This window comes from Agrococcus carbonis (assembly GCF_900104705.1).
GTDB lineage: Bacteria > Actinomycetota > Actinomycetes > Actinomycetales > Microbacteriaceae > Agrococcus > Agrococcus carbonis.
This window is the reverse complement of the sequence record NZ_LT629734.1, coordinates 2697424-2716484: the sequence shown is the minus strand read 5'-3', so window position 1 is coordinate 2716484 and position 19061 is coordinate 2697424. Positions and strand designations below refer to the sequence as shown.

Here is a 19061-nt window from a genome sequence, read left to right as displayed (position 1 = left end):
CCTACCGTGCCAGCGCCAGGCTGGGCTTCTCCAGCACCGCGGCGATGTCGGCGAGGAATCCGGCGGCCTCGCGGCCGTCGAGCACCCGGTGGTCGAACGACACCGTCACCGTGCACACGTCGCGCAGCACGATCTCGCCGTCGAGGTTCCAGGGCAGCTTGCGGATCGCGCCGAGCGCGATGATCGCCGACTCCCCCGGGTTCAGGATCGGGATGCCGCCGTCGACGCCGAAGACGCCCACGTTCGAGATCGTGATGTTCGACGAGGTCAGCTCCTCCATCGTGAGCTTGCCCTCGCGCGCCCGCACGGCCCGGTCCTTGATCTGCGCGGTGAGCTCGACCGCATCCATCGCCTCGGCCTCGTCGATCGAGGCGACCACGAGGCCGCGATCGGTCGAGACGGCGATGCCGAGGTTGACGTGCGCGAAGCGCTCGAGCTCGTTCGTGTCGGCGTGGAACGCGGCCGTCACGTCGGGCCAGCGCTTCGCGGCGAGCAGGATCGCGCGGCTCGCGAGCGCGAGGAACGACGCGTCGCCGCCCTTCGCGAGCGCGAGCGTCTCGGTCACGTCGACCTGGTGGAACGTCGCCGCGTGCGGCACGGTGAGCGCCGACTGCGTCATCGCGGCGGCCGTGTGCTTCCGCAGGCCCGTGACCTTCTCGCGCGTCGAGGCGGGCGCTGCCGCGGGCGCGGCGGATGCGGTGCCGTGGCCCTCGACGTCGGCGCGGGTGACGAGGCCGTCGGCGCCCGAGGGGCGCACCGACTGCAGGTCGATGCCGCGATCCTTCGCGAGCTTGCGCACCGGCGGCATCGCGCGGTTGGGGCCGCGCTGCTCCTGCCGCACGAACGGCTCGGCCTCCCACGTGCGCTTCGCGCGCGTGGGCTTGCCGCCATGGACGGTGATGTGGCCGACGAGCACCGAGACCTTCTCGGGCTTCGCGTCGGCGCCCGAGGCGGCCTCCGCCTGCGCGGCGACGTTCTCCTCGGGAGCGGCGGCGGGCGCGGTCACGACGTCGGGCTCGTCGCCGACGGGACCGGGCGCGTCCGGTGCCTGGTCGGACGGAGCCTGGCCGGACGGAGCCTGCTCGGGCGTGGCCCGCTTGGCCGTCTCGGCCGCCGCACCCGCCTGCGCGGCCGGGGCCGACGCATCCGTCGTCGGGGCCGGAGCGCCCGCGTCGTCGCCGAGGTCGAAGTCGATGAGCGGGGCGCCGACGTCGACCGTCTCGCCCTCGCCCGCGTAGAGCTTGGCGATGCGGCCCTCGTAGGGGCTCGGCAGCTCGACGACGGCCTTGGCGGTCTCGATGTCGGCGAGCGGCTGGTTGAGCTCGACGGTGTCGCCCTCGGCGACGCGCCAGGCGACGATCTCGCTGTCGGTGAGGCCCTCGCCGAGGTCGGGCAGCAGGAAGGTCTTCATCGGGCGCCCCCAGTCGTGACGGATGCGTAGTCGAGCCCGGTGCGCGAGTTGCGGCGGCCGAGGGTGCGGTCGACCGCGTCGAGCAGCCGGTCGAGGCTCGGCAGGTAGTCGTGCTCGACGGCCGACGGCGGGTAGGGCGTGTCGTAGCCGGTGACGCGCTCGGGTGCGGCCTCGAGGTGCTGGAAGGCCCGCTCGGCGACGGAGGCGATGAGCTCGGCCGAGACGGACGACTCGTTCGGCGCCTCGTGCGTGACGACGAGCCGGCCGGTGCGGCGCACCGACTCGACGACGGTGTCGACGTCGAGCGGCGAGATGGAGCGCAGGTCGATCACCTCGACCTCGATGCCCTCGTCGGCGGCGGCGACCGCGGCGCGGAGAGCCGTGTCGACGGTCGGCCCGTAGGCGGCGATCGTCACGTCGCGGCCGCTCGCGACCACGTGCGCGGTCTCGAGGTCGCGCACGATCGACCGGTCGACCTCGCCCTTCGTGTAGTACTTGCCCTTCGGCTCGAAGAACAGCACCGGGTCGTCGCTCGCGATCGCCGCGCGCAGCGTCGAGTACGCCTCCTGGGGGGTGGATGCGGTGACGACGCGGAGGCCCGCGGTGTGCGCGAAGTACGACTCGGGGCTCTCGGAGTGGTGCTCGACCGAGCCGATCGCGCCGCCGTAGGGCACGCGGATCGTCAGGGGCATGGTCACGCGCCCCTTCGAGCGGTAGCGGAGCTTCGCGACCTGGGCGACGATCTGGTCGAACGCCGGGTAGATGAAGCCGTCGAACTGGATCTCGGCGACCACCCGGAAGCCGCGGTAGCTCATGCCGATCGCGGTGCCGATGATCGCCGACTCGGCGAGCGGCGAGTCGATCACGCGCTGCGGGCCGAAGCGATCCTGCAGGCCGTCGGTGACGCGGAAGACGCCGCCGAGCTTGCCGATGTCCTCGCCCATGAGGAGCACGCGGTCGTCGTCCTCGAGCGAGTCGGCGAGGGCGGCGTTGACGGCCTTCGCGAGGGTGAGGGTCTCGGTGCCCGTGGTGGTGCTGGCGGTGGTGGCGGTGCTCACTGGGCTCCCTCGATGCTGCTGCGGAACGCGCGGTGCTCGAGGCGCTGGCGCTCGAGGCGCTTCGTCGGCTGCGCGTAGACGTTGTCGAAGATCTCGTCGGCGGCCGGCGGCTCGGCGTGCTCGGCGGCGGCGCGGAACTCCTTCGCGAGCTCGTCGGCGCGGATCTTCGCCTCCTCGCGCACGGCGTCCATGTTCGCGCCCATGCGGGTCAGCGCCCGCTCGACGCGGTCGATCGGGTCCTTCGCCGTCCACGCCTCGACCTCGGCCTCGTCGCGGTAGCGCTTGGGGTCGTCGGTCGTCGTGTGGGGGCCGCGGCGGTAGGTGACGGCCTCGATGAAGGTGGGGCCGCCGCCGCTGCGGGCGCGGTCGAAGGCGATGCGGGCTGCGGCGTGCATCGCGAGCACGTCGTTGCCGTCGACGCGCATCGACGGGATGCCGAAGCCGGTGGGGCGCAGGGCGAGCGGCACGCCCGACTGCACCGCGACGGGCTCGGAGATCGCGTACTGGTTGTTCTGGCAGAGGAAGACGACGGGCGCCTGGAACGCGGAGGCCCACACGAGCGCCTCGTTGACGTCGCCCTCGCTCGTCGCGCCGTCGCCGAAGGTCGTGAGCGCGACCTCGTCGGCGCCGTCCATCTTCGCGGCCATCGCGTAGCCGGTGCCGTGCAGCGTCTGCGCGCCGATGATGATCTGCGACGGGGCCATGCGGATCTCCTGCGGATCCCAGCCGCCGTGCGCGTACGCCTTCCAGATGCGCGCGAACTCGGCCATGTCCGCGCCGCGCAGCAGCGCGAAGCCGTGCTCGCGGTAGGAGCCGAACACCCAGTCCTGCGGCGCGAGCGCGCGGGCGGGGCCGACCTGCGCGGCCTCCTGGCCCAGCAGCGGCGGCCACAGCACGAGGTGGCCCTGGCGCGTGAGCGCGAACGCCTCGGTGTCGAGCCGGCGCACGCGCACGAGGTCGACGTAGAGGTTCGTGAGCGCGTGCTCGTCGATGTCGGTGAGGTGCGGGTCGAGCAGCTCGTTCGGCAGGCGGGTGCCGTCGAGGTCGAGCACGGTCAGCGGGCAGTCGAGGCCGACGGCGAGCTCGGGGTCGGGGGCTGGCACGGTGATCGACACGGTCGAACCTCCTCGTTCGAAGCGCTTCGTGGGCGCCGGTCGGATCCGCGGAGCGGGGTCGCCCGCGGGTCTGTGCAGTCACGCTAGCCCCGAGTCGCACTTCGCGCAATCAGCGACACGCTTGCTGCGCATCGAGCGCATTCCTCGCGCGCCGCACCTGCGCTAGATTGCGCACCATGCGCATCGTCGATGACACCGACCGGAGGATCCTCCTCGAGCTCACGCGGCATCCGCGGATCACGAACGCCGCGATCGCCGAGCAGCTGGGCCTCGCGCGCAACACGGTGCAGAACCGGGTCGCGGCGCTCGAGGCGTCGGATGCGCTGCAGGGCTTCGACCGCAGGTTCCACGCGGCGGCCCTCGGCTACCCGCTCACGGTCTTCATGGCGACGCACGTCGACCAGCCCCGCATCGACGAGGTCGTCGAGCAGTTGCGGCAGATCCCCGAGGTCGTGCAGGCCTTCGGGCTCTCCGGTCAGGCGGATGTGCTCGTGCGGGTCGTGTGCCGCGACGCCGAGGACCTCTACCGCGTCAACAAGCTCGTGCTCGCGTGCGACGGCGTCGAGCGCACCGAGACGTGGCTGTCGATGGGCGAGCTCATCCCCTTCCGCCTGGCACCCGTGCTCGAGCGCGACCTGGGGCGGCGCTAGGCGCTCCTAGGGGCGCTCCGGGGCGGCGTCCCTCGGGCGCAGGGCGTCGTCGAGGCGCGTGGTCGTCGTGCGCAGCTCCCCCGCCCCGGACGCGTCGCGCGACTCGAGCGCGTCGACGTTGAGCGACGCGGCGAGCAGCGCCGTGCGCGCGGCCGCCCGCAGCAGCTCGGCGCCCGCGCGCGCATCGCTCACGAGCGCCTCCTTCACGAGCGGCGCCGCCGCCTCGGCGAGCGCGATCGCCTCCACGAGCGCGTCGGCGAGGTCGAGCGGCACGGCGGCGGCCCGCGCGGTCGCGGCGTCGGTCGCCGTGTCGCTGCCGCCATCGTCGGCCTCCGCCCCGCGCGCCTCGACGAGCGCAGCGAACGCCTCGGCGTCGCGGTCGGCCGACGCGACCACGCGCTCGAGCAGCGCCTCGGCCCGCGCGCGCACCGCAGCGCATCCGTCGTCGTCGGTGATGACGAGCGCCTTCACGACGAGCGCGAGGCCGAAGGCGCCCGCGACCGAGGCGGCCGCGCCGCTGCCGGGGGCCGGCTCATCGGACGCGGTGCGGCGCAGCAGCGCCTCGGCGGGCAGCGACCACAGGCTCTCGCTCATGGTCGGCGAGCGTAGCCGGGGCGGCTCGGAATGCCCGGCGTTCGGAATGCCCGGTGCGCCGGGGCGTTGCATCCACCGGAAGGGATGCCATGACCACGATCGACCTGCTGCCCGACGCCACCGACATGGGGCCTGTGATGCTGAAGACCGCGAAGCTGTCGCGGCTCGTGCACTGGTACACCGCCGGCGTCGGCCTCGAGCACGTCGCCGAGCGCCCGGGCGTCGTCGAACTCGGCGTCGACGGCCGCACGATCCTCGTGCTCGAGGAGGCGCCCGACCTGCGCGGCCCGAACCCCGCCGACGCGGGCCTGTTCCACACCGCGATCCTCTACCCCACGCACGCCGCCCTCGCGGCCGCCGTCGTGCGGATGACGCAGATCCCCAACATCCAGTTCGCCGGCACCGGCGACCATCACGTGTCCGAGGCGTTCTACTTCGCCGACCCCGACGGCAACGGCGTCGAGCTCTACGTCGACCGGCCCCGCGACCAGTGGCACTGGTCGAACGGCCAGGTCTACATGACCACCGAGTTCATCGACCCCAACCGCTTCGTGCAGCAGCACCTCGACCGCGGCGCGTTCGGCGCCGGCCAGTCGGCGACCGCGCCGATCGAGGCGAAGGTCGGCCACGTGCACCTGCAGGTCGGCGACGTCGACACGGCGCGCGCGTTCTACGTCGACGCGCTCGGCTTCGCCGAGACCACCTCGCTCGGCAACACGGCGCTCTTCGTGAGCGCCGGCGGCTACCACCACCACATGGCGATGAACGTGTGGAACTCGCGCGGCGCCAGCCGTCGCGCCGACACCCTCGGCCTCGGCCGGGTCGAGATCCGGGTGCCCGATGCGGATGCGCTCGGCGCGGCCCGCGAGCGGCTCACGGCGAAGGGCGTCGCGGTCGCCGACGACGGCCGCAGCCTGCGCTTCGACGACCCCTGGGCGAACGTCATCACGCTGACGCCGGCGGCGTAGCGCCGCGTCTTCTCCGCTCGTCGAGGAGCGCCGTAGGCGCGTATCGAGACGCACGCCAGGGTCTCGATACGCGCGACTGCGTCGCGCTACTGGACGAGGGTGGTGGGGGCTCGCCGCTCTGTCCGCTGGTCGAGGAGCGCGCCGGCGCAGCCGGCACGCGTCACGAGACCGAGGAGCGAACCGCCGACCCTCCGGTTTCGTGACGGCAGCGAGCCTCCGGCTCGCGGCCTCCTCAACCTACGGGGCTCCTCGCCGCCCTGTCCGCTGGTCGAGGAGCGCGCCGGCGCAGCCGGCACGCGTCACGAGACCGAGGAGCGAACCGCCGACCCTCCGGTTTCGTGACGGCAGCGAGCCTCCGGCTCGCGGCCTCCTCAACCTGCGGGGCTCCTCGCCGCTCTGTCCGCTGGTCGAGGAGCGCGCCGGCGCAGCCGGCACGCGTCACGAGACGGAGGAGCGGTTCGCTGACCCTCCGGTTGCGTGACGGCAGCGAGCCTCCGGCTCGCGGCCTCCTCAACCTGCGGGGACGGCTCGCGGCCTCCTCAACCTACGGCGCGGCGGGGTGCTCGGGCAGCTCGAGGTCGACGACGGGCGCATCCCGCCACAGCCGCTCGAGCTGGTAGTAGGTGCGCTCCTCCTCGTGGAAGATGTGCACGACGATGTCGGAGAAGTCGAGCAGCACCCAGCGGCCGTCCGCCCGGCCCTCGCGCCGCACGGGCTTCGCGCCCTCGAGCAGCAGCGCATCCTCGATCTCGCGCGCGATCGCGCTCACCTGACGCTCGTTGCGGCCGGTGACGAGCAGGAACACATCGGTCAGCGGCAGCTGCCCCGACACGTCGAGCGCCACCTGGTCGACGCCGAGTGCCCTGTCCGCCGCGCGGGCGGCGGCGCGCGCGAGCGCGATCGCCTTGTCGTCCGCGCTCATCGTGTGTGCTGCATTCAGAGGATCCCCTGGGTCAGCGCCCAGATGAGCACGCCGCCGACGCCGACCACGAACGCACCGGCGCCGACGCCGATCGCGACGGGCCAGGCGTTGGAGCGCTGCTTCTGCGGCGCGATCTGCACGCGTGCGTTCGCGTAGGACGAGACCGCCTTCGAGGCGCGCACCGGCGCCGTCTCGGGGCTCGACACCTCGCCCTCGGCGACATCGGAGTCGACGTCGTTGCCGTCGATCGAGGCGCGGCCGCGGCCGCTCGAGGCGAAGCCGTCGGGCACGTCGATCGAGCCGGTGACGAGCAGGCCGTCGTCGCCCTCGAGCGTGAAGTCGGGGCTCTCGCTCCCGGCGGGCAGCACGAGCGCGTTCGCGGTGATCGACGACGTCGATGCACCGCCCGAGCCCGCGACGCCCTGCTCGCGCAGGTCGGCGATGTGGTGCTCGGAGGTGTCGGGCACGACGTTGACGATGACGGGCAGGCGCTGCGACTGGCCGCGGCTCGGCCCGGTGACGATGATCTCGTCGGCGTCGGCCTGCTTGGCGCGGCGGTCCTCGAGCTCGGCGGGCGTGACGTCGGCGATGCGGCGCGACGAGACGCGCGGCTGCTCGACGAGCACCTCGTCGATCTCGAGCGAGTCGACCTGGGCGTCGTCGACGGTGTCGAGGCCCTGCACGTCGTCGATCTGCGCGCTCGAGCGGCGCGCCGACCAGGGCGCGGGCACGGATGCGCCACCGCGGCCGGGCGCGCTGGGCGACGCGGGAGCGGGCGGCTCGTGCAGCTGCGCCTCGACGATGTCGAGGCCCTGCGCGGCCGGGTCGACGCGCTCCATGGCGACGGTCGCTTCGGTGACGTCGCCGCCCTTGTCCTTCTTGCGGCCGAAGAAGCGGCCGATCGGCTTGGTCGCCGTGTCGTCCTGCTGCGGCGCCGCCGGAGCGGGGCGCGCGGGCGCCGCGGTCTGCGCGTCGAGCGCGCGCACGTCGGACTCGGCCGCAGGCACGCTCGGCGTGGAGTGGCGGCCGACGCGCGCGGGCATCTCGTCGGCTGCGCGACGCTGCTCGGCGTCGGGCACGGGCGGCGTGCCGCCCGACTTGGCGAGCTCAGCAGCGCGTTCGCGCGCGCGAAGCTCCCGCCGCGTGAGCGGCCGATCCTCGTTCGCGTCGGTCATGCTGACAGTCTCCGGTACAGATCGTGCTTGCTGATGTATTGAACCACCCCGTCGGGCACGAGATACCAGACGGGATACCCGGCGCGGACGCGCGCTCGGCAATCGGTCGAGGATATCGCAAGTGCGGGGATCTCCAGCAGTGAGACTCGCTCGCGGGGGTACTCCGACAACGAGAGCTGGTGCCCCGGGCGGGTGACCGCGACGAAGTGCGCGAGCTGCCAGAGCTCGTCCGCATCCTTCCACTCGACGATCGACGCGAACGCATCCGCACCCGTGATGAAGAAGAGATCGGCGTCGGGGTGCTGCGCGCGCATGTCGCGCAGCGTGTCGATCGTGTAGGTGGGCCCGCTGCGCTCGATGTCGGCGCGGCTCACGGTGAAGCGCGGGTTCGACGCGGTCGCGACGACCGTCATGAGGTAGCGGTGCTCGCTCCACGAGACGGCGCGCTTCTGGTACGGCTCTCCGGTCGGCACGAAGACGACACCGTCGAGCTCGAAGTGCTGCGCCACCTCGCTCGCGGCCACGAGGTGACCGTGATGGATGGGGTCGAAGGTGCCGCCCATGATGCCGAGGCGGCGGCGGCGGTCTGCCACGAGCCGGGCGTCAGTGGTGCGGGTCGGCGGCGGTCGTCGCGTTGCCGGCGGAGCGGTGGGCGACGTCGCGGAAGGAGCGCAGCACGATGGCCGAGATGATGAAGACCGAAGCGGTGATCGCGCCAGCGATGTAGGGGGCGAACTCGGCGCCGGCCGATTCGGCCTCAGCGGCGGTCGCGAGCAGAAGCAGGTGCATGCCTCCAGCCTAGCGCGGTCGGCGGGGCGGCGGGCTCAGGCGCGGCGGGATGCGGCGGATGCGGCGGGATGCGGCGGCGGGGCCCCTCAGGCCCGCACCTGCCCGGTGCCCCGCACGATCCACTTCGTGCTCGTGAGCTCCGGCAGGCCCATGGGGCCGCGCGCGTGCGCCTTCTGGGTCGAGATGCCGACCTCGGCGCCGAAGCCGAACTCGCCGCCGTCGGTGAAGCGCGTGGATGCGTTGTGCATCACGACCGCCGAGTCCACCTCCGCGAGGAACCGGCCCGCCGCATCCGGGTCGTCGGTGACGATCGTGTCGGTGTGGTGCGTGCCGAAGCGGTTGACGTGCTCGATCGCGGCGTCGAGGTCGTCGACGACGCCGATCGCGATGTCCATCGAGAGGTGCTCGGTCGACCAGCCGCCCTCGCCGAGCGGCTCGGCGCCCTCGACGCCCGGCAGCGGCGCGTCGGCGTGCACGGTGACGCCTGCTTCGCGGAGCGCCTCCGCGAGCGCGGGGACGGCGGTCTCGGCGATCTCGCGGTGCACGAGCACCGTCTCGAGCGCGTTGCACACGCTCGTGCGCTGCGCCTTCGCGTTCAGCACGATCTCGAGCGCCATCGGCAGCTGGGCGGCACGGTCGACGAAGGCGTGCACGACGCCGGCGCCGGTCTCGATGACCGGCACCGTCGACTCGGTGACGACGCGCTCGATGAGGGCGGCGCTGCCGCGCGGCACGAGCAGGTCGACGAGGCCGCGGGCGCGCATGAGGCGGCCGGCGCCGTCGCGGCCGAAGCGGTCGATCGTCTGCACCGACTCGCGCGGGAGGCCGGCGCCCTCGATCGCGCCCTGCATCGCCTCGACGAGCACGGCGTTCGTGCGCTCGGCGGCCGATCCGCCGCGCAGCACGACCGCGTTGCCGGAGCCGAGCGCGATGCACGCGAGGTCGACCGTGACGTTCGGGCGCGCCTCGTAGATGACCCCGATCACGCCGAAGGGCACCCGCACCTCGGTGAGGTCGAGCCCGTTGGGCAGCGTGCGGTGGCGCAGCACCTCGCCGACCGGGTCGGGCAGCTCGGCGAGCTGTCGCGCCGCGGCGGCGAGCGAGGCGATGCGGGCGTCGTCGAGCAGCAGGCGGTCGAGCAGCCCCTCGGCGAGACCGCTCTCGCGACCGCGCGCGATGTCCTCGGCGTTGGCCGCGAGGATGGCGCCGGCGGAGCGCTCGATCGCCTCGGCGATTGCCTGGATCGCCGCGTGGCGGCGCTCGGCAGGGGCGACGCCGAGCGCGCGCGCGGCGCGCTGCGATGCGGTCAGCAGCTGCTCGAAGTCGTCGTCGGCCATGCCTCTGATCCTAGGCCGCGGCGGATGCTGGGCTCGGCCCGGCCGGCCCGCCCCGGCTTCCGCACGTCCCCGCACGCCCACCGGATCGGCACCGCGCAACACGCGCCCGTTCGGCCAGCCGCCCGCCGCTCAGCGCTCGGGCGCGGGGTTCGGCTCGAACTCGGTGCCGAGCCGCTCCCCCGCGACGAGCCGCGCGAGCAGCGGCGTCGCGGTGACCGTCACGCGCACGCCGGCGTCGGCGGCGAGCCTCGCCGCATCCACCTTCGTCATCGCGCCGCCGGACCCGATGTGCGAGCCCGATGCGCCGAGGCGCACGCCCTCGAGCGGGTCGCCGTAGGGCACGACGCCGATCGGCTCGGAGCCCGGCTCCCCCGGCGGCGCCGTGCGCAGCGCCTCGATGTCACTCAGCAGGATGAGGCGGTCGGCGCCGACGAGCTTCGCGACGAGCGCCGCGAGCCGGTCGTTGTCGCCGAAGCGGATCTCGTGCGTCGCGACCGTGTCGTTCTCGTTGACGATCGGCAGCATCCGCAGCTCGAGCAGGCGCTCGAGGGCGTTCCGCGCGTTGACGCGGTGCGAGTCCATGTCCATGTCGGATGCGGTGAGGAGGATCTGCGCCGCGATCACCTCGTGGCGCGAGAGGCTGCGCTGGTAGCGGTTCATCAGCACGTTCTGCCCGACCGCCGCGGCCGCCTGCTGCATCGGCAGGTCGGCGGGGCGCTCGTCGAGCCCGAGGAACGGCATCCCGGTCGAGATCGCACCGGAGGAGACGAGGATGACGCGGCCGGTGCGGTGCAGGGCGGCGAGCGCGTCGACGAGCGGCTCGATCTGGCCGCGGCGCTCGCCCGAGATCGACGAGGAGCCGACCTTGATGACGATCAGCTCGGCCGCGGCGCGGTCGAGCGTCGTCATGCCTCCTCGTCCCAGCGCTGCACCTCGAAGCCCTCGTCGTCGTTCCAGAGGCCCGCCTCGCGCTCGCTCGCGAGGTCGTCGCGGGCGGCCTGCTTCGCGTCCATGCGGCGGTGGTACTCGTCGCGGCGCTCCTGCGTCGTGCGGCGCGAGCTCTGGTCGAGGCGCGGGTCGGTGCCGCGGTTGCCGACGAGCTCGGCGGCGGAGGCGATCGTCGGCTCCCAGTCGAAGACGATGCCGGCGCCCGGGCCGATCACGACGGTCGCGCCCGCGACGGCACCAGCCTTCAGCAGGGCCTCCTCGGTGCCGAGCTTCGCGAGGCGGTCGGCGAGGTAGCCGACGGCCTCGTCGTTGCGGAAGTCGGTCTGCGCGACCCAGCGCTCGGGCTTGGCGCCGAGGATGCGGTAGACCGGCCCCTCGTGCGAGCCCTCGACCTTGATCTCGAAGCCGGCGTCGTCGATCGCCTTCGGCCGCAGCACGATGCGCTCGGGCTCGGGCTCGACGGCCTTGGCGGCGCGGTCGGCCTCGACGATCTCGGCGAGCGCGAACGACAGCTCGCGCAGGCCCTTGCGGGCGACCGTCGAGATCTCGAAGACGCGGAAGCCCATCGCCTCGATGTCGGCGCGAACGAACTCGGCGAGCTCCTCGGCCTCGGGCACGTCGATCTTGTTGAGCGCGACGAGCTGCTGCCGCTCGAGCAGCGGCGTGTGGCCCGCGGGCACGTCGTACGCCTCGAGCTCGCGCAGGATGACCTGCAGGTCGCTCACCGGGTCGCGGCCCGGCTCGAGCGTCGCGCAGTCGATCACGTGCAGCAGCGCCGAGGCGCGCTCGACGTGCCGCAGGAACTCGAGCCCCAGGCCCTTGCCCTCGCTCGCGCCCTCGATGAGGCCCGGCACGTCGGCGATCGTGTAGCGCGTCTGCCCCGACTCGACGACGCCGAGGTTGGGGTGCAGCGTCGTGAACGGGTAGTCGGCGATCTTCGGCCGCGCGGCGCTCATCGCGGCGACGAGGCTCGACTTGCCGGCGCTCGGGAAGCCCACGAGCGCCACGTCGGCGACGGTCTTGAGCTCGAGCGTGACGTCGCCCTCGAAGCCGGGCGTGCCGAGCAGCGCGAAGCCAGGGGCGCGGCGCTTCTGGTTCGAGAGCGCGGCGTTGCCGAGCCCGCCCTGGCCGCCCGCGGCGACGACGACCCGCATGCCCGCGTGCGCGAGATCCGCGAGCTGCTCGCCCTGCGCATCCCGCACCACGGTGCCGACGGGCACCGGCAGCTCGAGGTCGGCGCCGGTGGTGCCCGAGCGGTGGTCGCCCATGCCCGGCTGGCCGTTCTCGCTCGTGCGGTGCGGCGAGCGGTGGTAGCCGAGGAGCGTCGTGACCTGCGGGTCGGCGACGAGCACGATGTCGCCGCCGTCGCCGCCGTTGCCGCCGTCGGGGCCGGCGAGCGGCTTGAACTTCTCTCGCTTGACGGAGACGCAGCCGTGGCCACCGTTGCCGGCGCGCAGGTGCAGCGTCACCTGATCGACGAACGTCGCCATGGATGCCTCCTCAGATACGAGAACGGGGCGAGCCGAAGCCCGCCCCGTTCCGGAAATCGTGTGTCCGCGTCAGCGGCGTCGCCTACTGCGCGGCGACGATGTTGACGACCTTGCGGCCGCCCTTGGTGCCGAACTCCACCGAGCCCGCCTCGAGGGCGAACAGGGTGTCGTCGCCGCCGCGGCCGACGCCGGCGCCGGGGTGGAAGTGGGTGCCGCGCTGGCGGACGATGATCTCGCCGGCCTTGACGACCTGGCCGCCGAAGCGCTTCACGCCGAGGCGCTGCGCGTTCGAGTCACGACCGTTGCGGGTGGACGATGCGCCCTTCTTGTGTGCCATGTCTGGTCAGCCCCTTACTTGATCTCGGTGACCTTGAGGCGCGTGAGCTCCGAGCGGTGGCCCATGCGGCGCTTGTAGCCGGTCTTGTTGCGGTAGTGCTGGATGCGGATCTTCGGGCCGCGCAGGTCGGTCACGACCTCGGCGGTCACCTTCACCTTGGCGAGCGCATCGGCGTCCGACGTCACCTTGTCGCCGTCGACGAGCAGCACGGGGGCGAGCTCGACGTTGCCGTTGTCGTCACCGGCGATGCGGTCGACGACGAGCACCGAGCCGACCTCGACCTTCTCCTGCCGGCCGCCGGCGCGCACGATTGCGTACACCACGTTGGATCCTCACTGTTGGAACGACTCCCGACCGGGTCGGGACGAAGCTTGCGGCGCGCGCGATAGTGCGACTTGCGCCAGCGAACAACGATACAGGCACCGAGCACCCTCGGTCAACACGACCGCCCCGCGCGTCGCGCATCCGCCGGCCGCACGCGCGCGTCGCGGGCGGGCTACGGTGGCGGGATGGCGATCCTGGTCGACGACCCGCTCTGGCCCGCGCACGGGCGCATGTGGGCGCACCTCGTGAGCGACACGAGCCTCGACGAGCTGCACGAGTTCGCGCGCCGCGCCGGCATCCCCGAGCGCGGCTTCGACCACGACCACTACGACGTGCCCGAGGAGCGCGTACCCTCGCTCGTCGCGATGGGCGCCGAGCACGTGCCCCCGAAGGAGCTCGTGCGCCGGCTCATCGCGAGCGGGCTGCGCGTGAAGGAGCGCGACCGGCGGCACTGACCGCCCGCCGGCCATCAGCGCGCGTCGTCCTCCGGCTTCGCGGTGATGACGCCCGACGAGGCGCGGCGCGAGCGGCGGGCCGCCTTGCCGGTGCCGGGCGCGGGCGCCGCGAGGGCGTCGAGCGCGCTGCCGAGCAGCCCGTCGAGGTCGGCGCTCGTGCGAGGCGCCTGCGGCTCCTGCTTGGGCTCGACCGGGATGTCGAGGATCGTCACGACCGGCTCGGCCGCGACCGCCTCGACCGCCTGCTTCGACGGTTCGACGATGCCCGACTTCGTGGCCGCGTCGCGCTGCTCGGCGGCCGGCTGCTCGTGGGCCTGCTGCTCGTGGTGCTCGGCGGGCTTGCCCTTCGCGGCGGAGGCGATCTGCGACAGGCCCTTGCGCATGTCCTCGGTGATCGCGTGCGTGCCGCCGCCGTTGGTCTGCTGCTGCGGCGCCTGCTGGTGCTGCTGCTGCTCGCCCTTGCCGCCGCCGCGGCCGCGGCGGCGACCGCTGCCTCCGCCGCTCTCGCCCTGCGCGCGCTGCGGCTTGGCGATCGGCTCGTGGTGCACGATGATGCCGCGGCCCGCGCACACCTCGCACGGCTCGGAGTACGACTCGAGCAGGCCCAGGCCCAGCTTCTTGCGCGTCATCTGCACGAGCCCGAGGCTCGTGACCTCGGCGACCTGGTGCTTCGTGCGGTCGCGCGAGAGGCACTCGATCAGGCGGCGCTGCACGAGGTCGCGGTTGGACTCGAGCACCATGTCGATGAAGTCGATCACGATGATGCCGCCGATGTCGCGCAGCCGCAGCTGGCGCACGATCTCCTCGGCCGCCTCGAGGTTGTTCTTGGTGACCGTCTCCTCGAGGTTGCCGCCCGCGCCGACGAAGCGGCCGGTGTTAACGTCGACGACCGTCATCGCCTCCGTGCGGTCGATCACGAGCGAGCCGCCGGAGGGGAGCCACACCTTGCGGTCGAGCGCCTTGTCGATCTGCTCGGCGATGCGGAAGCGGTCGAACGGGTCGTCGTCGCCCTCGAACGCCTCGACGCGGTCGAGCAGGTCGGGCGCGATCGCCTCGAGGTACTCGCGGATGGTGCTGAGCGCCTCGGAGCCCTGGATGACGAGCTTGTGGAAGTCCTCGTTGAAGACATCCCGCACGATCTTCACGAGCAGGTCGGGCTCGGCGTGCAGGCGCTGCGGGGCGCTGCCGGACTGCTTCTGCTGCTGGATGCGCTCCCACTGGCGCGTGAGGCGCTCGACGTCGTTCGTCAGCTGCTCCTCGGTCGCGCCCTCGGCGGCGGTGCGCACGATGACGCCGACGCCGTCGGGCAGCACCTGCTTGAGGATCTTCTTGAGGCGCGCGCGCTCGGTGTCGGGGAGCTTCCGCGAGATGCCGTTCATCGAGCCGCCGGGCACCGACACGAGGTAGCGGCCAGGCAGCGAGATCTGGCTCGTGAGGCGGGCGCCCTTGTGGCCGACCGGATCCTTCGTGACCTGCACGAGCACGGTGTCGCCGGGCTTGAGCGCGAGCTCGATCTTGCGCGGCTGGCCCTCGAGCTCGGCGGCGTCCCAGTCGACCTCGCCCGAGTAGAGCACGGCGTTGCGGCCGCGGCCGATGTCGACGAAGGCCGCCTCCATGCTCGGCAGCACGTTCTGCACACGGCCGAGGTAGACGTTGCCGATGAGGCTCGACTCCGACGACTTCGCGACGTAGTGCTCGACGAGCACGCCGTCCTCGAGCACGGCGAGCTGCACGCGGTCGTGCTTCGAGCGCACGATCATCTGGCGCTCGACCGCCTCGCGGCGGGCGAGGAACTCGGTCTCGGTCACCACGGTGCGGCGGCGGCCGGCGTCGCGGCCCTCGCGGCGGCGCTGGCGCTTGGCCTCGAGGCGCGTCGAGCCCTTGACCTTCTGCGGCTCGGTGATGAGCGGCTTCTCGTCCTCGACGGTGCGGCGCGAGCGGCGCGACCGACGCGAGCGGCGCGAGCCGCGCTGCGACTCGTCGTCATCCTCGTCGTCGTCCTCGCGGTCGTCGTCGACGTGCAGCGAGGGCAGCGTCGGCAGCGCCGAGAGGTCGGGCGCGTGGAACAGCAGGCCGAAGGGGCCCTCCGGCACCTCGGGCAGCACCATCGCGGCGGCGAGCGGGTCGTCGGCATCGGTGGCGGATGCGTCCGCCTCGGCCGCGTCGGGAGCCGACGTCGCGGGGTCGGTGAGGCCGGGCTCGTGGCCGGGCTCGAGCTCGCCCGGTGCGAGGTCGGCGCGCGGCTGCGCGGCGGGCGCGGCGGGCTGCGAGGCCTCCCCGGGCAGCGCTGCCGCGGGCGGCGCGGCGGGCACCTCTGCGGCGGACGGCTGCTCCCCCGTCTCCACGGGCGCTGCGCCGGCGGCGCCGGCCGTGCCGTGCTCGGCCGCGGCGTCGACGGCCGCGTCGGCCGACGCATCCGTCGCCTGCGCCTCGGCGGGCGCCTTCCTGCGCGTCGAGACGCGCTTGCGCTTGGGCTTCTCGGCGGCCGCGGGCTCAGCCTCGGGCGCCGGTGCCTGCTGCGTCTCGATCTCGGTCTGCTCGGCGTGCTCCGCCGGCTGGGTGCCCTCGGGGGCTGTGGTGTTGTCGGCCATCGCTGGCGTACTCCTGTCGCGACCGGCGCCGCCGGTCACCATCTCGCTCGCGATCGGGGCGTGCCCCGTGCGAATCCTCCCTGTCACCCCCTCGCGGGGGCGGCCCGGGCCAGTCTCGCCGCCCGGAAAAACCTGTGCGTGCGCCCGTCGGGCGCGCTGGGGTGCAGTCTACCGCACGCGCGCGAGGCGGTCAGGGAACCACGACGCGCACGGCGAGCGCGACGAACGCCGCCGCCGCCACGAGCGTGCCGACGATCGCGAGCCAGCCCTGCGGCTGCACGCGCTTGCCGATGCGCGCTCCGACGAGCACGAGCAGCGTGAGGTAGGCGGCCGAGCACACCTCGAGGATGAGCATGAGCACCGCGAGGTCGCCGAGCGGCGTCGGCGAATCCGGGTCGATGAACTGCACGAAGTACGACGCGAAGAACAGGATCGCCTTCGGGTTGAGCAGGCTCGTCACGAGCGCGGTGCGGAACGGCGCGAGCCGCGGCTGGGCGATGATCGGGTTGGGGGCGGTGAGCGGATGCGTCGGGTTCTCGGTCGGGGCGGGCTCGGCCGTGCGGCGCCGCTTCGCGCGGATGCGCGCCACGGCGCTGCGGACGAGCCCGAGCGCGAGCCAGCACAGGTAGGCGGCGCCCGCCCAGATGAGGATCCGGTAGATCACGGGGTTGGCGGAGAGCGCCTGCGCCGACAGCACGGCGAGCACCATGAGGATCGCGTCGCCGAGGAAGACGCCGAGCATCGCGCGGAAGCCGGCCGGGCGCCCGCCGCGCAGCGCCGTCGTCGCGACGTAGAGGCTGTTGGCGCCCGGCAGCAGCACGATGACGATGACGCCGCCTATGAATGCCGCCAGCGTCGCGGCGTCGAGGCTCATCGGAGGCCTCGCCCGCTGGTTGAATGATGCGCAGGAGGTCTCATGAACGACACTCGCCCTGCGGTCCACGCCGCGCCGATCTGGCTCGGCGTCCTGCTCATCGTCACGGGAGCCGCAGGGCTGCTCGGCGCGTTCTCGCTCTCGGTCGAGCGCGTCGAGCTGCTGCTCGATCCGCAGCACACGCTCGGCTGCGACCTCAACCCGTTCCTGACCTGCTCAGGCGCGATGGAGTCGGCGCAGGGCTCCGCGTTCGGGTTCCCGAACCCGTTCATCGGGCTCATGGCGTTCCCGGCTCCGATCATCATGGGGGCGCTCACGCTCGGGCGCGTCGCGATGCCGCGCTGGGTGTGGACGGTCTTCTCGATCGGCGTGCTGGGCGGCCTCGTGTTCGTGCTGTGGCTCGCCCAGCAGTCGATCTTCTTCCTCGGGTTCGTGTGCCCCTGGTGCTTCCTGGTGTGGATGGCGATGTACGCCATGTCGTTCCCTCTGTGGGTGTGGGGCTTCGGCTCCGGCGCGCTGCCGGCGCCGAGCGGCCTCCGCCGCACCGCCGCGAAGGTCTCGTCGTGGGGCTGGGTGCTCTCGCTCGCGCTCGCCGTGATCGTCGTGGTGACGATCATGGTCGTGCTGCCCGGCATCCCCCGGTTCCTCTTCAGCGGCTTCTGACCGACGGGTGCGCTGCGGTCGTCGAGTAGCCCCGAAGGGGCGTATCGAGACGACTCGCTCAGTCGAACCAGAGCGCGAGCTCGCGCGCGGCCGACTCCTCGGAGTCGGAGCCGTGCACGAGGTTCTGCTGCACCTTGAGGCCCCAGTCGCGGCCGAAGTCGCCGCGGATGGTGCCGGGAGCCGCGGTCGTCGGGTCGGTCGTACCGGCGAGCGTGCGGAAGCCCTCGATGACGCGGTCGCCCTCGAGGCGGATCGCGACCGACGGGCCCGAGAGCATGAACTCGACGAGCGGCTCGAAGAACGGCTTGCCGCGGTGCTCGTCGTAGTGCTCCTCGAGGCGCGCCCGGTCGGGCTGCACGAGCCGCAGGTCGGTGACGACGTAGCCCTTGGCCTCGATGCGGGCGAGGATGGCGCCCGTCAGCTGGCGCTTGACGCCGTCGGGCTTGATGAGGACGAGGGTGCTCTGCATGCCAGCAACCCTACCGAGCGCCGCCGCCCCCGATGGCCGCCCGAGACGGTCTCCGCACGTCGAGGAGCGCGCCGCCCACCCTGGCAGGTCGAGGAGCGCTCGGGCGAAGCCCGAACGCGTCACGAGACCGGCTCCCCTCCCTCGCGCCGCCCTACTTCGTAGGTCGAGGAGCGCTCGGGCAAAGCCCGAACGCGTCACGAGCTGTTCAGCGCGCTGGCGCGCGCCCTGGATGGGCGAACAACGTGTTGGGGTACACGTTTTTCCTAGGAGACCGGCTCCCCTCCCTCGCGCCGCCCCACTTCGTAGGTCGAGGAGCGCTCGGGCGAAGCCCGAACGCGTCACGAGACCGGCTCCCCTCCCTTGCGCCGCCTCGCGCGCGACCCCGATCCCGGCAGCTCGTCCGCCCGCCCCTCGATCAGCATCAGCCGCTTGCGCCTCCCCCATCCCTGCACCTGCTTCTCGGCCAGGTAGGCGTCCTCGATGCGGTCGAACCACTCGGCGTAGACGAGCTCGACCGGCCGTCGCCGGCGGGTGTACGCGGCGCCGATGCCCTGGTTGTGCTCGGCAACGCGTCGGTCGGCATCCCACGAGCTACCGACGTACAGCGAGCCGTCGGCGCAGCGGACGATGTACATGAACGGCATCGCGGCAGTGAAGCGGCTGCGGTGCAGCGGGCGCGGATGCGGGCGTCGCGGCTGTGGATGGCCCCGAAGGTCGAGGAGGCCGCGGGCGCAGCCCGCTGCCGTCACGAGACCCCTTGCGCCGGCGGCTCGCTCCTCCGATCTCGTGACGCGTGCGGCCGCAGGCCGCGCGCTCCTCGATCTACGGACAGGGCCGCTCGCTCCTGCGATCTCGTGACGCGAGCGGCCCGAGGCCGCGCGCTCCTCGATC

Annotated in this window: 21 protein-coding genes; 4 read left to right on the top strand and 17 right to left on the bottom strand. The window is 73.1% G+C overall.

The features are described 5' to 3' along the window. Nucleotide 1: 1 nt before the first annotated feature. Genes BLT67_RS13010 through pdhA form a run of 3 tightly spaced genes read right to left on the bottom strand, consistent with a single transcriptional unit; the run spans nucleotide 2 to nucleotide 3584 of the window. The gene (locus tag BLT67_RS13010; RefSeq protein ID WP_092667401.1) at nucleotides 2-1411 is read right to left on the bottom strand and encodes a dihydrolipoamide acetyltransferase family protein; all 1410 of its coding nucleotides are present in this window, start codon (nucleotides 1409-1411) and stop codon (nucleotides 2-4) included. After that, nucleotides 1408-2469 (bottom strand): alpha-ketoacid dehydrogenase subunit beta, encoded by a 1062-nt coding sequence (locus BLT67_RS13005; protein ID WP_092667400.1) that lies wholly within the window; start codon nucleotides 2467-2469, stop codon nucleotides 1408-1410. Before BLT67_RS13005 ends, BLT67_RS13010 begins: the two co-directional genes overlap by 4 nt. Beyond that, nucleotides 2466-3584 carry a pyruvate dehydrogenase (acetyl-transferring) E1 component subunit alpha gene (gene pdhA, locus BLT67_RS13000; RefSeq protein WP_172802029.1) on the bottom strand — a complete coding sequence of 373 codons (1119 nt, stop codon included), beginning with the start codon at nucleotides 3582-3584 and terminating at the stop codon, nucleotides 2466-2468. The genes BLT67_RS13005 and pdhA overlap by 4 nt, the downstream gene beginning before the upstream one ends. A gap of 176 nt (nucleotides 3585-3760) precedes the next feature. On the opposite strand from pdhA, the gene BLT67_RS12995 reads away from it, so the two are divergent. Further along, complete coding sequence (locus BLT67_RS12995) at nucleotides 3761-4234, top strand: Lrp/AsnC family transcriptional regulator (RefSeq protein ID WP_092667399.1); 474 nt, start codon at nucleotides 3761-3763, stop codon at nucleotides 4232-4234. 6 nt (nucleotides 4235-4240) lie between these two features. Here BLT67_RS12995 and BLT67_RS12990 read toward each other — a convergent pair whose 3' ends face one another. Further along, nucleotides 4241-4828 carry a cyclodeaminase/cyclohydrolase family protein gene (locus BLT67_RS12990; protein WP_157674360.1) on the bottom strand — a complete coding sequence of 196 codons (588 nt, stop codon included), beginning with the start codon at nucleotides 4826-4828 and terminating at the stop codon, nucleotides 4241-4243. Nucleotides 4829-4917: 89 nt separating this feature from the next. Between BLT67_RS12990 and BLT67_RS12985 the strand changes: the two genes are divergently transcribed. Further along, nucleotides 4918-5796, top strand: a complete 879-nt coding sequence (locus BLT67_RS12985) for a VOC family protein (protein ID WP_231945510.1) — start codon at nucleotides 4918-4920, stop codon at nucleotides 5794-5796. A 544-nt stretch (nucleotides 5797-6340) separates the two neighbouring features. On the opposite strand, the gene rsfS is transcribed toward BLT67_RS12985, so the two are convergent. The 9 genes from rsfS to rplU form a co-directional block, all read right to left on the bottom strand. Beyond that, nucleotides 6341-6718, bottom strand: coding sequence for a ribosome silencing factor (gene rsfS / locus BLT67_RS12980; RefSeq protein WP_092667397.1), 378 nt, complete (start codon nucleotides 6716-6718; stop codon nucleotides 6341-6343). Between the two features lie 14 nt (nucleotides 6719-6732). Continuing rightward, a complete protein-coding gene (locus BLT67_RS12975) occupies nucleotides 6733-7893 on the bottom strand; it encodes a hypothetical protein (protein WP_092667396.1) in 1161 nt (386 codons plus the stop codon). Next, on the bottom strand, nucleotides 7890-8486 hold the full coding sequence (gene nadD, locus BLT67_RS12970; protein ID WP_269456968.1) for a nicotinate-nucleotide adenylyltransferase: 597 nt from the start codon (nucleotides 8484-8486) through the stop codon (nucleotides 7890-7892). Before nadD ends, BLT67_RS12975 begins: the two co-directional genes overlap by 4 nt. Nucleotides 8487-8496: 10 nt before the next feature. After that, nucleotides 8497-8682 carry a hypothetical protein gene (locus BLT67_RS12965; protein ID WP_092667395.1) on the bottom strand — a complete coding sequence of 62 codons (186 nt, stop codon included), beginning with the start codon at nucleotides 8680-8682 and terminating at the stop codon, nucleotides 8497-8499. Between the two features lie 86 nt (nucleotides 8683-8768). Continuing rightward, a complete protein-coding gene (locus tag BLT67_RS12960; RefSeq protein ID WP_092667394.1) occupies nucleotides 8769-10019 on the bottom strand; it encodes a glutamate-5-semialdehyde dehydrogenase in 1251 nt (416 codons plus the stop codon). Between the two features lie 129 nt (nucleotides 10020-10148). Continuing rightward, the gene (proB, locus tag BLT67_RS12955) at nucleotides 10149-10928 is read right to left on the bottom strand and encodes a glutamate 5-kinase (RefSeq protein ID WP_092667393.1); all 780 of its coding nucleotides are present in this window, start codon (nucleotides 10926-10928) and stop codon (nucleotides 10149-10151) included. Next, nucleotides 10925-12457 (bottom strand): GTPase ObgE, encoded by a 1533-nt coding sequence (gene obgE, locus BLT67_RS12950; protein ID WP_092667392.1) that lies wholly within the window; start codon nucleotides 12455-12457, stop codon nucleotides 10925-10927. Before obgE ends, proB begins: the two co-directional genes overlap by 4 nt. Before the next feature lie 82 nt (nucleotides 12458-12539). Continuing rightward, nucleotides 12540-12794 (bottom strand): 50S ribosomal protein L27, encoded by a 255-nt coding sequence (gene rpmA, locus BLT67_RS12945; RefSeq protein ID WP_092667391.1) that lies wholly within the window; start codon nucleotides 12792-12794, stop codon nucleotides 12540-12542. A gap of 14 nt (nucleotides 12795-12808) precedes the next feature. Further along, nucleotides 12809-13117 (bottom strand): 50S ribosomal protein L21, encoded by a 309-nt coding sequence (gene rplU, locus BLT67_RS12940; protein WP_092667390.1) that lies wholly within the window; start codon nucleotides 13115-13117, stop codon nucleotides 12809-12811. 186 nt (nucleotides 13118-13303) lie between these two features. Here rplU and BLT67_RS12935 point away from each other — a divergent pair, with 186 nt between their 5' ends. Continuing rightward, nucleotides 13304-13573: a DUF4031 domain-containing protein gene (locus BLT67_RS12935; RefSeq protein ID WP_092667389.1), complete on the top strand. Its 270-nt coding sequence runs from the start codon at nucleotides 13304-13306 to the stop codon at nucleotides 13571-13573. Between the two features lie 14 nt (nucleotides 13574-13587). Here BLT67_RS12935 and BLT67_RS12930 read toward each other — a convergent pair whose 3' ends face one another. Both BLT67_RS12930 and leuE read right to left on the bottom strand, forming a co-directional pair. Further along, nucleotides 13588-16164 (bottom strand): Rne/Rng family ribonuclease, encoded by a 2577-nt coding sequence (locus BLT67_RS12930; protein ID WP_092667388.1) that lies wholly within the window; start codon nucleotides 16162-16164, stop codon nucleotides 13588-13590. A gap of 190 nt (nucleotides 16165-16354) precedes the next feature. Further along, the gene (gene leuE, locus BLT67_RS12925) at nucleotides 16355-17038 is read right to left on the bottom strand and encodes a leucine efflux protein LeuE (protein WP_092667387.1); all 684 of its coding nucleotides are present in this window, start codon (nucleotides 17036-17038) and stop codon (nucleotides 16355-16357) included. Nucleotides 17039-17080: 42 nt separating this feature from the next. Here leuE and BLT67_RS12920 point away from each other — a divergent pair, with 42 nt between their 5' ends. Then, on the top strand, nucleotides 17081-17701 hold the full coding sequence (locus BLT67_RS12920) for a vitamin K epoxide reductase family protein (protein WP_092667386.1): 621 nt from the start codon (nucleotides 17081-17083) through the stop codon (nucleotides 17699-17701). Between the two features lie 58 nt (nucleotides 17702-17759). On the opposite strand, the gene ndk is transcribed toward BLT67_RS12920, so the two are convergent. Then, nucleotides 17760-18170: a nucleoside-diphosphate kinase gene (ndk, locus tag BLT67_RS12915; protein WP_092667385.1), complete on the bottom strand. Its 411-nt coding sequence runs from the start codon at nucleotides 18168-18170 to the stop codon at nucleotides 17760-17762. 338 nt (nucleotides 18171-18508) lie between these two features. After that, complete coding sequence (locus BLT67_RS12910; RefSeq protein ID WP_092667384.1) at nucleotides 18509-18814, bottom strand: GIY-YIG nuclease family protein; 306 nt, start codon at nucleotides 18812-18814, stop codon at nucleotides 18509-18511. Nucleotides 18815-19061: the final 247 nt, after the last annotated feature.